10 protein-coding genes and 1 tRNA gene are annotated in these 11,980 nt (G+C 74.5%); 5 read left to right on the top strand and 6 right to left on the bottom strand.

Annotated features, from left to right (window positions below; all coding sequences use genetic code 11):
• Positions 1-4: 4 nt before the first annotated feature.
• Positions 5-151, bottom strand: a complete 147-nt coding sequence (locus tag ACWGKI_RS05415; RefSeq protein WP_452185471.1) for a hypothetical protein — start codon at positions 149-151, stop codon at positions 5-7.
• 254 nt (positions 152-405) lie between these two features.
• On the opposite strand from ACWGKI_RS05415, the gene ACWGKI_RS05410 reads away from it, so the two are divergent.
• Together ACWGKI_RS05410 and mscL are read left to right on the top strand one after the other, a co-directional pair.
• Positions 406-1,062, top strand: a complete 657-nt coding sequence (locus tag ACWGKI_RS05410) for an SAF domain-containing protein (RefSeq protein WP_452185276.1) — start codon at positions 406-408, stop codon at positions 1,060-1,062.
• A 103-nt stretch (positions 1,063-1,165) separates the two neighbouring features.
• Positions 1,166-1,597, top strand: a complete 432-nt coding sequence (mscL, locus tag ACWGKI_RS05405; RefSeq protein WP_452185274.1) for a large conductance mechanosensitive channel protein MscL — start codon at positions 1,166-1,168, stop codon at positions 1,595-1,597.
• A 65-nt stretch (positions 1,598-1,662) separates the two neighbouring features.
• Here mscL and ACWGKI_RS05400 read toward each other — a convergent pair whose 3' ends face one another.
• Together ACWGKI_RS05400 and ACWGKI_RS05395 are read right to left on the bottom strand one after the other, a co-directional pair.
• Positions 1,663-1,893, bottom strand: a complete 231-nt coding sequence (locus ACWGKI_RS05400; protein WP_452185273.1) for a hypothetical protein — start codon at positions 1,891-1,893, stop codon at positions 1,663-1,665.
• Between the two features lie 37 nt (positions 1,894-1,930).
• Positions 1,931-6,445 (bottom strand): hypothetical protein, encoded by a 4,515-nt coding sequence (locus tag ACWGKI_RS05395; RefSeq protein WP_452185271.1) that lies wholly within the window; start codon positions 6,443-6,445, stop codon positions 1,931-1,933.
• Between the two features lie 351 nt (positions 6,446-6,796).
• On the opposite strand from ACWGKI_RS05395, the gene ACWGKI_RS05390 reads away from it, so the two are divergent.
• On the top strand, positions 6,797-8,032 hold the full coding sequence (locus tag ACWGKI_RS05390) for an MFS transporter (protein WP_380242527.1): 1,236 nt from the start codon (positions 6,797-6,799) through the stop codon (positions 8,030-8,032).
• Positions 8,033-8,113: 81 nt separating this feature from the next.
• Here the strand turns inward: ACWGKI_RS05390 and ACWGKI_RS05385 are convergent, their stop codons facing one another.
• Both ACWGKI_RS05385 and ACWGKI_RS05380 read right to left on the bottom strand, forming a co-directional pair.
• Positions 8,114-8,650 (bottom strand): DinB family protein, encoded by a 537-nt coding sequence (locus ACWGKI_RS05385; protein WP_452185269.1) that lies wholly within the window; start codon positions 8,648-8,650, stop codon positions 8,114-8,116.
• A 46-nt stretch (positions 8,651-8,696) separates the two neighbouring features.
• A tRNA-Arg gene (locus ACWGKI_RS05380) sits at positions 8,697-8,769 on the bottom strand.
• Positions 8,770-8,803: 34 nt separating this feature from the next.
• On the opposite strand from ACWGKI_RS05380, the gene ACWGKI_RS05375 reads away from it, so the two are divergent.
• The gene (locus ACWGKI_RS05375; RefSeq protein WP_452185268.1) at positions 8,804-9,397 is read left to right on the top strand and encodes a DUF6584 family protein; all 594 of its coding nucleotides are present in this window, start codon (positions 8,804-8,806) and stop codon (positions 9,395-9,397) included.
• Positions 9,398-9,400: 3 nt separating this feature from the next.
• Here ACWGKI_RS05375 and ACWGKI_RS05370 read toward each other — a convergent pair whose 3' ends face one another.
• Positions 9,401-10,630 (bottom strand): ROK family protein, encoded by a 1,230-nt coding sequence (locus ACWGKI_RS05370; RefSeq protein WP_452185266.1) that lies wholly within the window; start codon positions 10,628-10,630, stop codon positions 9,401-9,403.
• Between the two features lie 127 nt (positions 10,631-10,757).
• Between ACWGKI_RS05370 and xylA the strand changes: the two genes are divergently transcribed.
• Positions 10,758-11,924, top strand: coding sequence for a xylose isomerase (xylA, locus tag ACWGKI_RS05365; RefSeq protein WP_380245594.1), 1,167 nt, complete (start codon positions 10,758-10,760; stop codon positions 11,922-11,924).
• Positions 11,925-11,980 lie beyond the last annotated feature (56 nt).

Below are 11,980 nucleotides of genomic sequence, written 5' to 3'. Positions count from 1 at the left end.
GCTTCTACCGCACGGACTCGCGGTCGGGCTCCGGGAAGAGCTCGAGCGCGTCCTCGACGTCCACGTCGGCGAGCAAGGACTCCTCCTCGTCGAGCACGTCGTCAAGCAGCTCGTCGTCGGGCGCGTCCTCCTCGTCGTCGAGCGCCTCCAAGGCCGCGACCTCCTGAGCTATCGGGTTCGCGGGCGACGTCGCCGCTGATCCATCGAGCGGGGACGCTGCCCCCAGGCGACCGTCGTCCACAGGGCGCACGCTTCTGACGGACCGGCGGGCGCTGGCGACCTAGCGTCGCCGCCATGCCGCTGCCCGACGCGATCCCCCGAACGTCTTCCCGACGCCGTGATGGCGATCCGCCGGGCGCGCGCGAGCGCGACGCGGCAGGGAGTCGTCGGCGTGCTCTGCGGCGGGTGCGAGCCGCCCTGTGGCGTTCGCGCTTCGTCCTCGCGGCCGTCTGCTGCGGGTTCGCCGCCACCGCCGTCCTCCAGGTGCTGCGCCCCGCGCCGCCGCCGTCCGTGGACGTCGTGGTCCCCGTGCACGACCTCCCTGCCGGAGAGCCCGTGTCGGCCGCGGACCTCACGACGGTGGCGGTAGCCGCGACGCTCGCCCCCGACGGCGCGGTGGCGGACGTCACGGAGCTCGTCGGGCGGGCTCCGGCGACGACGCTGCCTGCCGGGATCCCGCTCCGGGCAGAGCTGCTGCCCGGCGGTGGCGTCATGGCCGGGGCGCCGCGGGGCTCCGTCGTCGTGCCGGTCCGTCTCGCGGACACCGCGTCAGGGTGGCTACGCCCCGGCGACCGCGTGGATCTCGTCGTCGCGCACGAGGCCGTCGGTGTCGGGGAGGGCGGGGCACGCGCCGACCGTGCCGACGTCTACCTGGCGCGGCGGGCCCTCGTGCTCCCGCGACCGACCGGCACCCGGACCGGCACCTCGAGCGGGCTGCTCGGCGGAGGCGGCGGGACGCCCGAAGGAGCGGACGTCACGCTGGTCGCCGTGTCCGAGGACGAGGCGCCAGGGCTGTCCGCGGCCTCCGGCGACGGGAGCGTAGGCGCCGTCCTCGTCCGGTGACACGCCGCCGGGTGACGTTGCGGCGTGCGGGGCGCTGCGGCGAGAATCGGCGACCGTCAGTCGCCGCGGGAAGCCCGGCGTACCGCATCCCGGGGGGAACCAGATGAAGAGCGTGTTCGCAGGGTTCAAGGAATTCGTCATGCGCGGGAGCGTCGTCGACCTCGCCGTCGGCATCATCATCGGCAGCGCGTTCACCGCCGTCGTCACCGCGATGGTGGACTACGTCCTCAACCCGATCATCGGCGCGATCTTCGGCAGGCCCGACCTGACGAACCTCTGGGACATCACCCTGCGTGCCGCGCACGACGACATCCCGGCCTCGGTGCTCTCGGTCGGCGGCTTCCTCAACGCCGTGCTCAACTTCCTCATCATCGCGGCCGCCCTGTACTTCGCGATCGTCCTGCCCCTGAACAAGCTCGCCGAGCGCCGCGCCCGGGGCAAGGAGGAGGCGCCGCCGCCGCTGGCGCAGGACACCGTGCTGCTCCAGGAGATCCGTGACCTGCTCGCCGCGCAGGCGGGCCGCTCTCAGTTCTGACCCTGCGCTCGAACCCGGTGGCGCTCTGACCCGGTGGCCGGTGCGGCCGCAGCCCGCGGACGGGCTCAGCGGCGGCCCCAGTGCGGCGGGACGTCGCGCAGCAGCCGGTCGTCGTTGTCGTCCTTGTCGTCATTGCCCGCACGGTCGTCGGCCGTCTGGCCCATGACTGTCTCTCGCTCGGTGCCCTGACGCACCACGCGACGGCGGGGTCGCCGACGCGCGGTCGCGCCGTCCGGCATGCTCCTGTCGGCGCCGGAGGCCGTCGACGGCTCGGACGGTTCGGGGGTGTCGTTCACCCGGCCATTCTCCGCCACGGCCCGGACGCCGACGAGATCACGCCTCCGGGCGAGGTGAAGGCTCCCCGGCGTCGCCTGGCTCGTCGTCGGGTGCTACCTCGGCATCCTCGCGAACTACCTCGGCATGCTCCGGTACTACCTCGGCATCCTCGCGAACTACCTCGGCAAGGTCCGGTACTACCTCGGCACCCTCGGGTACTACCTCGGCATGCTTGGGGGCTACCTCGGCGTCGGGCTCGGGAAGGTCGACGACGTCGGGCGTGCCACCGAGGTCGGTGGGCGATTCGTCCTCGTCCGGGAGCACGGGCACGACGACCTCCCGCGGCGGGACGACGCCCCCGGCGGTACCGATCCGCTCGTCGCGGACCCGCTGCACGAGCCGCCGCACGCGGTCGGCCTCGCCGTCCGGGTCGAGGAACGCGGCGGCGGACCACACCTGGGTCACGACCCAGCCCAGCCGCTCGAGCCGCTCGGCGAGCTGCCGGTCGCGCACCCGCACGGACGGCTCCGCGACGTACGCGGCGTCGTCGGTGAGCACCGCGACGAGCAGCTCCCCGGGCAGGTCCGGGTGTCCCACGACCAGCGGGATCCGGTCGCCGTCCGCGGCGCCGTAGTCGGTCTCGACGAGGTAGCCCAGCTTCCAGAGCCGCTCACCCAGGTCGACCAGGAGACGGTCCGGGGCGCGTCCGACGTCGACACCGTTGCCGAGCCGCACCTGGTCGGCGACACCCGACCGACGCTCGGCCAGCTCCAGGGTCTCGACCAGCAGCCGAGGGCCGGCGCCGCGCAGCCGCTCCGGGTCGAGGGCGTCGGACCGGAAGCAGGACACGACGTGCAGCCGCTTGCGGGTGGCGCCGAGCGCGCCGACCAGCATGGCCTCTCCCCCGGCCTCGCCCAGCACGCCGAACCGGTGCAGCACGCGGCCGTGCGGCGTGCGGCCGAAGCCGACGGAGAGCAGCACGGTGTCCCGCGACAGCCCCGCGACGCCGGTGATGTCGGCGACCACGACCGGCTCGGGCCGCGAGCCCGAGAAGAACGGCGCCAGGGCGGGGTTGGTCCGGACCTCGGCGAGCAGCGCCTCGCGGATGCGATCGGCGTGCGTGGCCGTCACCGTGACGACCGCGAACGTCTCCTCCGGGCGGGTCAGCGCGTGCTCGATGGCGATCTCGACCACGCGGTCCACCTCGGCCTGCGTGCTCTCGACGCTGCCCGAGACCGGGTCGGGCATGCCGGTCCCGTCTACCACGTCGAGGTGCACCAGCGCCTCCGCCCGCGGGAGGGGGGCCGGACGCAGCAGGCCCTCGTAGCCGTGGGCGGCGAGCAGCCGGGTCAGCTCCGGGTCGCGGCTGTTCTCGTGCGGCTGCAGGGTGACCGTCGGCAGCAGCGCGGACAGCTCGTGCACGCTGGTCCCGGACGCCGAGCGCGGGTCCCCGACCACCACGATCTGCCGCCCGCGCGCGATGGCAGGCACCACCACCTCGGTCGGCACGTGCTGCACGGCGTCGAGGATGACGACGTCGGCCGTGCGGTGCTCGGGCAGCAGGTGCGGCACCAGCGTGGGGGTGGCGACCAGGGCGGGCCGCAGCCGGCGCAGCACGTCGCCGTGCCGCTCCGCGACGTCACGCAGCGTCGTCATCCGGCCCTCGATGAGCTCGGTGAACAGGGCCTCCGCCGAGTCCCGGTCCTCCCGCATCGCGGCGCCCAGATGTGCTCGCGCGGCGACGCGCACCGGCTGGGACAGGGCTGCGAGGTGCGCGCGGTCCAGGTCGCGGAAGCGGCGGGCGAGCGCGTCGAGGCCGACGCCGTCCTGCCCGGCGAGCACCGGGTCGGCGTTCAGCAGCTGCTCGAACACGGACGACCACCACGCGAGCTCGAGCTCCGCCCCGACGAGGTCGCCCGGCACCCGCCGGTCGGCCAGGTCGTCGACCAGGTCGCCGACACCGGCCGTCCGCGCCTGGCGCAGCAGGCTGGTGCGCTCGGGCAGCACCGCCAGGGAGTCCGCGGCGCCGGCCAGGCGCTGCAGCCGCTCCGCGAGCCCGTCGAGGTCGAGGTCCAGCAGGTGGCCGCCGAGGGTGGTGGGGGCCAGCACCGGCTCGAGCGCCTCGAGGTCGATGCGGACGGCCTCGTACGTGTCCTCGATCGACGCGAGCCCCTCGGGGAGGGTGGGCCAGCCGCCGCGCTGGGCGTGCTCGGCCCAGACGTCGCGCTGCTCCTGCACCTGCACGAGCGCGGCGTGGAGGTCCGGCACCCGAACGCCCGGACGCACCATGTCCTTGGCGCGCTTGCGCAGCCGCCGCCGCGCGAACAGGCCCATCTCGATGCCGTGCTCGGCCCGCCACCGCCGCGACGCCGTCGCCTGGACCAGGTCGGCGGCGGTGCGCTCGAAGACCATCGGGTGGAACAGGTCGAGCGTGCTGCGCATGCCGCCGAGCATGGTGAGCTGGGCGCCCCAGCCGCGCACCGTCGTCGGCGTCGTCAGGCCCGTGACCTCGCCCGTGTACGCGAGCTGGCGGCGCAGCTGCGGCAGCGTGACGTCGCGCAGCCGCTCTACCCGCACCAGCGCCTGCCGCGCGTCGTCGTCGGTGAGCAGGTGCGCCCCGTACCAGGGGGTGGACGACGGTCGCAGCGTGAACGCGCCGAGGGTCGCGGCCCGCTCCAGCCCGGCCGCGATCTCGCGCCGGCGTTCCGGCGTCAGCGCGAGCACCGACTCGGACGCGAGCCGCACGGTGGTCGACGGCGCCGGGCGCTCCGAGGTGAGCCGGGCCAGCGCCTGGAGGGCGTCGTAGGCGGACACCTGCCACGGGGAGCGCGGCTGGTGCAGCGCCTCGATGTAGCCGGTGAGCTGCGCGCGGGTCCCGATCAGGGCGTCGCGCACGCGCGCCGCGCCGTCGACGTCCACGTGCTCGGGCTCGCTCGCCATCGCGGACAGCAGGCGCCGGGTGACGTCCTCGCGCCACGTCGGGTGCGGGGGGACGTCGAGCAGCAGGCTCTCCAGCCCCAGCGCGTCCAGCCGCAGCGCGAGCCGGTCGGCCGCGCGGCGGTGCCCGGTCACGTAGAGCACGGAGCGGCCCGCGGCCGTCGCCTCGCCGACGACGGCGGCGAGCGTGCCGGCGACGTCGGACCCGACGGGCGCGTCGACGAACAGGTGGCCGCCCGTGGCGAGCGCGTCGAGCACGGAGCGCTGCTGCGGGTCGAGGTCGCCCACACCACGCTCGCGCGTCGGGTCGGCGTCGCCCCGGCGCAGGGCGGGCAGCTCCAGCGCGGCGAGCCGCTGCGCGGCGTCGTCCACGCCGGCGAGCGCCGCCACCACCTCGTGCCGGTGCAGCGAGGGCGAGAGCTGGTCGAGGTCGTCGACGAGCGCCTGGCCCGGGTGCACGAACGTCCCCACCAGCACCCGGCGGTCGAGCTGGAAGTCGTCGAGCACCGCCTCGCCGAGGGCTGCCACGCGGGCCAGCACGTCGGTCGGGTCGAAGCCCGCCAGGGTGAAGGTGGCGCGCGCGAGCGCCGCCGGGTCCAGGAGCGCCCCGTGGGCCCGCAGCGTGCGGGCCACGACGGGGTTGATCTCGACCGTGGGCTCCAGCGTGAGGTCGTAGTCCGCCCCGCCGTCGCCGCGCGGCGTCAGCGTGACGGGCCGCAGCACGACGGGCGCGTGGACCACCCGGCCGGCGGGCGGAGCGTCGTCGGGGTCCGAGGGCGTGGCGCGCGGCGCGGCGGACCGGTCCCTCGACGCCATGGACACGACGGGGATCGACGTCGTGAGCGCGGGGGCCTCGCCGGTGTCGGCGTCCGACCCGGTCGCGTCCTCCGGCGCCACGAAGCCGTCGTCGGCGTCGTCCGCCGCGGCGGCTCCGGCGTCGCCGAGGTCCTCCAGCACGAGCTCGTCGAACGCGTCGTCCTCGTCCGGTGCGGGGACGCCGGGCGCCGTCCTGCCGGCGGAGGCGACCCGGGCGAGCGCGGCGACGTCGTGCCGCTGCGGCCCGCCGCCGCCGAACGGGACCTCGGGCTGGTCCTCGTGCTCCACCCAGGTCGCGACGCCGATGGCGAGGTAGGTGGGCGCGACGCCGTAGCGCGAGGCGTGCTCCGCGGCACGGGCCGCGACGGCCCGGGCACGCCGACGGGCGGCGGGGAGCGCCTCGCCCTCGCGCACCAGGTTCGACAGCCGCGTCGGGCGTCCGGCGAAGAGACCCGCGACGCCGTTGGGGTGCGCCTTCGAGAGGTCGACGATCGCCTCGCCCAGGAGGCCGACGTCCGACAGCGACGAACCGCCGACCATGTCGACCAGCGAGGCGCGCCACCGGCGCGTCGCGGTCTCGACGGCCGCTGCCGCCGCGGACGACGCGCTCTCCGCCGAGCGCCGTCCGTGCGGTGCGGCGTCGGCCGGCCGGTCGTCCTGGTGGTCGCGGCCGCCGGGCGCGGTGTCGGGGGCTTCCCCCGCCGGGGCCGTCGGCCGGCCCTCGTCCGGGCCGGTCCGCGGGGACGTGGCCGGCGCGGCAGCGGCCCCGGCAGAGGGGTCGACCGCGGTCGTGGCGGTGGATCGTCGGGCGGCTCTCACGCCAGCACGGTAGAACGGCGGGCCCCTCGCGCGGGCTCGGCGCGCCGAGGAACCGTGGGAGCAGGAGGGCGGGCCGGCAGGCGGTGCGGGCGGCCAGGCCGCGGCCCGACGGCGGGAGATCGCGTAGACGCCCCCTCGGCGGGGGGTCCGAAGGGGCGTCGGGCCGGGCTCGGCCCGGCAAGGGACAGCGCGCACCGCGCAGGGGGCGGGCGATGCGCGCTGTCACCGAGAGTGTGCCGGTCGGCTGGGGCGACGTCAATAAGCGAGGAGGGGGAATCTGGCAACTCATGTGAGGAAGTTCTGAGGGCTGACCCCTGCCTGGGGCACCTAGGCTGGGCGCCCGTGAGAAAGATGGTCGAGGCGGTGGCCCCCGCGCGCATGGGCACCGGGTTCCGGTGGCTGATGTCGGCGTCCTGGGTGAGCAACATCGGCGACGGTGTCGCTCTCGCGGCCGGGCCGCTGCTCGTGGCGTCCCAGACGTCGTCCGCGATGCTCGTCGCGCTCGCCGCGATGCTGCAGCGCCTGCCCTGGCTGATCTTCGGGCTCTGGGCCGGCGTGCTCGCCGACCGGCTCGACCGCCGCCGCCTCGTCATCGTCGCCAACCTGCTGCGCGCGGTGGTGGTGGCAGCGCTGTGCGTCGTCATCGTGACCGGTCACGTGAACATCGCCGTCGTGCTCGCCGCGATGCTGCTGATGGGCGTGGCCGAGGTGTTCGCGGACACGACCTCCCAGACGCTGCTGCCGATGCTGGTGCGGCCCGCGGACCTCGGCATCGGCAACTCGCGGCTGCAGGCCGGGTTCCTCACCGCGAACCAGCTGGTCGGGCCGCCGCTGGGCGCCGCGCTGTTCGCCGCCGGGGCCGCGTGGCCGTTCGCGGCCCAGGTGCTGACCGTGCTGCTCGCCGTGCTGCTGGTGCGCAGGGTCGTGCTCACGCCGGTCCCGCCCCCGGCCGGGGCGCGCCTGGACGACGGTCGCCGCCGGGTGCGGCACGACATCGCCGAGGGGCTGCGCTGGATCTGGACCAACCCCCCGGTCCGCACCCTCGCCCTGGTGATCCTCGTCTTCAACGTCACGTGGGCCGCGCCCTGGGGCATCCTCGTGAAGTACTCGCTCGACCACCTGCAGATGGGGCCGGTCGGGTACGGCCTGCTGACCACGGCGTCCGCGGTCGGCGGCCTCCTCGCGACGTTCACGTACGGGCGGCTGGAGCGGCGCTACTCCCTGGCCGCGCTGATGAAGGTGTGCCTGTCGCTGGAGGTGCTGTTCCATCTCGCGCTGGCGCTCACGCGGACGGGGTGGGTGGCCCTGGTGGTCCTGTTCGTCTTCGGCGCCTACGCGTTCGTGTGGGGCACGGTGTCCAACACGGTGCGGCAGCGCGCCACGCCCACGCGGTTCCAGGGGCGCGTCGGGTCCGTCTACATGATGTGCGTCTTCGGCGGCATCGTCGTGGGCAACGGGATCGGCGGCGTCCTCGCCGAGCACTGGGGCCTGACCGCACCCATGTGGTTCGGCTTCGTCGGCGCCGGCCTGACCCTCGCCCTGGTGTGGCGGCAGCTCGCGAACATCGCGCACGCCCAGGCCGACTGACGACCCCGCGAGGTAGTCCAGACCCCCGCGAGGTAGTTCGGACTTCCGCGAGGTAGTTCAAAGTCCCGCGAGGTAGGTCGGCTACTCCCCCGTCACGCCGTCGGCCAGCTCGCGCGCGATGTCGAGGTGCCCTGCGTGCCGGGCGTACTCCTGCAGCACGTGGAAGCAGATCCACAACAGGGTGGGCGGCGCGTCGTGCTTCGGGTCGTCGGCCGCGAACCGTCCGCCGACGGCGCCGCGCTCCCCGAGGTCGTGCGTCGCCAGAATCTGCCGGGTCCGCTCGCCACCCGCGTGCAGCGCCTCGACCAGCTCCTCCCGGCCGACGCCGTCGGGCACGTGCCACGGGCTCTCCGGCGCCTCGTCGGCGTTGTCACCCCAGGGGCGATCCACCTGCTCCGCGAGGAAGCCCCACACGAACCATCGGCGCTCCATGTGCACCAGGTGCGTCAGCAGCTCCAGCGGCGTCCAGCCCGACGGCAGCAGGCTGGTGCGCAGCTGCGCGTCGGTCATGCCGGCGAGCTTCCGGTCCACGACGGAGCGGTAGTAGTCGAGGTAGGCCACGAACTGCTCGGCAGAGTCGGCGGAGTCCAGGCGCGGTTCGACGTCGGAGAGCGGCATGCCGTCAGCCTAGGGCCGCATTCACCACCGGACCCGCACGACCGAGTGCGCCTGGGCAGACTCGAACTGCCGACACCCGCTTTAGGAGAGCGGTGCTCTATCCACTGAGCTACAGGCGCGCGCGTCACCGCGGGGGCGACGCGTGCCGCCACGGTGATCGACCGCGGCCGCCCACAGCCTAGCGTCCCGTCACACCGGTCTGCCCGGATCCCTCGGCTGGTGCCGGCAGGGAGTCCCCCGGATACTTCCGACGTACCGATCAACCTCACGCTGCAGCGGGTGGACGACGACCTTGCTCAGGGTCGGGTCCTCCCGGCGATCCAACGTCTGCGCAGCCTCGTACGCACCTACCCGCACCGGCTCGATGTCCGGTCGCTGCTGGCGGACGTCTACCGGTCCCAGGGCGAGCTCGTGCAGGCCGGGCGCTGGTCGTTCGTCGCCGAGGACGCGGACCCCGTAGAGCTCGCCGCGTTCGAGCGTGCCTTCCGGTCCGCGAGGGGCCGCCTCGCCGCGGTCGCATGGCCGGGCGACGACGACACGCTCGGACCCGTTGCCGCAGCTCGCCTGGCCGCACTGCGGGCGGCGGCCCAGGACGCGGGGGACGACGGTCGGACCGGCGACTTCGAAAAGCCCGACGTCGGCGCCCGGGTCGGGTGCGCCGTGGCCGTCGCGGTCGGCGCGCTCGTCCTGCTCAGCCTCGCCACGTGCGTCGTCCTGGGCGTCCGAGTGATCGTCGGTTGGTTCTAGCGGTCAGACCCACCCGGCCGGGTCGGCGACCACCGACCGCAGCACCTCGCGCGCGCCGCCGGTGAGCGCGGCGTGCGGACCGGCGGCGGCGGGGCGCACGTCGACGGGCGCGAACGGCGCGGCGAGCGCGCGCTCCTCGACGACGCCGGCGACGACGTGGCCGACCCACCCGAACAGCTCGGCGTACGCGCCGCCGAGGACGATCGTGGAGACGTCGACGAGGTTGACGAACGTGGCGAGCGCGGAGCCGAGGGCGCGGCCGGCGCGCTGCACGGCGGCCAGGGCGCCGTCGTCGCCGGCGCGCAGCAGGTCGACGATCGCCTGGACGGGGGCGGAGTCGGGCAGCCCGGCGCCGCGCAGCAGCACCTCCTTGCCGGCGTACTGCTCCAGGCAGCCGGTGGCGCCGCAGGAGCACCGCGGGCCGGCGGGGTCGACGACGACGTGCCCGATCTCGCCGTTCCAGCCGCGCTCGCCGAGGAAGAGCTGCCGGTCGACGACGATGCCCGCGCCCACGCCGACGTCACCGGAGACGTAGAGGAACGACGGCGGCACCTCGCCGGCGAGCTCGGCCAGCGCGGCGAGCTTGGCCTCGTTCGCCACCTCGACGTCCAGCGTGGCGCCGTCCCCGGATTGCAGGTCCAGCGCGGGGACGGGCTCGACCGACGACCAGCCCAGGTTGGGCGCGACCTCCAGCCGCGCGGCACGCGCGTCCACGAGGCCGGGCAGCGCGAGCCGCGCCCCGGCGACGCGCATGCCGGCGGCCTCGACCTCGGCCACGACGTCGACGGCGAGCGCGCGCAGGCGCCCCAGCACCTCCACCGGGTCGGAGTCGTGCAGGGAGCCGGTGACGACGCGCTCGGCGACGACGTCACCCACGAGGTCGAGCGCGCGCACGCCGAGGTAGTCGACGTTCACCTCCAGCCCGAGCCCGACGACGGTCCGGGCGGCCGGCACGAGCGGCACGGCCGGTCGGCCGGCGCGCTGCGCGACGACGGGCGGGAGCTCGGCGACCAGCCCGCCGGCCACGAGCCGGTCCACGAGGGTCGAGACCGTGGCCCGCGTGAGGCCGGTGGCGGCCGCGACGTCCGCGCGCGACGGCGGTGAACCTGCACCGAAGACGGCCCCGGCGACGAGCCGCAGGTTGCGCTCCCGCAGGGTGTGCTGACGCGATGCGGCGCCGTCGTCGGGCACGCGGGGAGCCCGCTCGGGCGTCGTCGTCGAGGGGGCTGGCACGTGTTGACTCTAGCTCAGCGACGCGCAATAGTTCAGCCGTACAACAAAACGCCGCGCGGACGCGGCGGCGCTGCACCGGACGCCGTCCCCGGCAGCCTTCGACACACGACTCGACGAGGAGAACCCCGTGAGCGACATCAAGTACTCGTTCGGCCTGTGGACCGTGGGCTGGCCGGCTGCCGACCCGTTCGGCACCGCCACCCGCCCCGACCTCGACCCGGCGGAGTCGATCCGCAAGCTCGCCGACCTGGGCGCCTGGGGCTTCACGTTCCACGACAACGACGCCTTCCCCTTCGGCGCCGAGGGTGCCGAGCGCCAGAAGCACATCGACGCCGTGAAGAACGCCGCCGAGGAGACCGGTCTCGTCTGCGAGATGGTCACCACCAACACCTTCACGCACCCCATCTTCAAGGACGGCGCGTTCACCTCGAACAACCGCGCGGTCCGCCGCTACGGCCTGCGCAAGGTGCTCACCAACGTCGACCTCGCCGCCGAGATGGGCGCCTCGACGTTCGTCATGTGGGGCGGCCGCGAGGGCACGGAGTACGACAACTCCAAGGACCTGCACGCCGCGCACGCCCGCTACGCGGAGGGCATCGACACCGTCGCCGCCTACATCAAGGAGAAGGGCTACGACCTGCGCATCGCGCTGGAGCCCAAGCCCAACGAGCCCCGTGGCGACATCTTCCTGCCGAGCATCGGGCACGCGATCGCCCTCATCGGCACGCTCGAGCACGGCGACATCGTGGGCCTCAACCCGGAGACGGGCCACGAGCAGATGGCGGGCCTCAACTACACGCACGGTCTCGCGCTGGCGCTGTACGCGGGCAAGCTGTTCCACATCGACCTCAACGGCCAGCACGGCCCGAAGTACGACCAGGACCTGGTCTTCGGGCACGGCGACCTGCTGAGCGCCTTCTTCACGGTGGACCTGCTCGAGAACGGCTTCCCGAACGGCGGGCCGCGCTACGAGGGCCCGCGCCACTTCGACTACAAGCCCAGCCGCACCGAGTACCTCGACGGTGTGTGGGAGTCGGCCAAGGCGAACATGGAGACGTACGACATGCTCGCGGCCAAGGCCAAGGCCTACCGCGAGGACGCCGAGGTGCAGCAGGCCTTCGAGCACGCGGGCATCTTCGAGCTGGGCGAGTCGACCCTGGCCGAGGGCGAGTCGTTCGACGCCTTCCTCGCCGACCGCTCCTCCTACGAGGACCTCGACGTCGACGCCGTCGCCGAGCGCGACTACGGCCTGGTGCGCCTGCACCAGCTCGCGCTCAAGCACCTCATCGGCTGATCAACCCACCCACCCGGTGTTGTGAGCGGGCGTTTGGCCCCGTCTCGGTCACGAGA

Source organism: Isoptericola sp. NPDC055881 (genome assembly GCF_053615895.1).
Note: the sequence above shows the minus strand (reverse complement) of the source record. Positions and strands in the feature narration are given on the sequence as shown.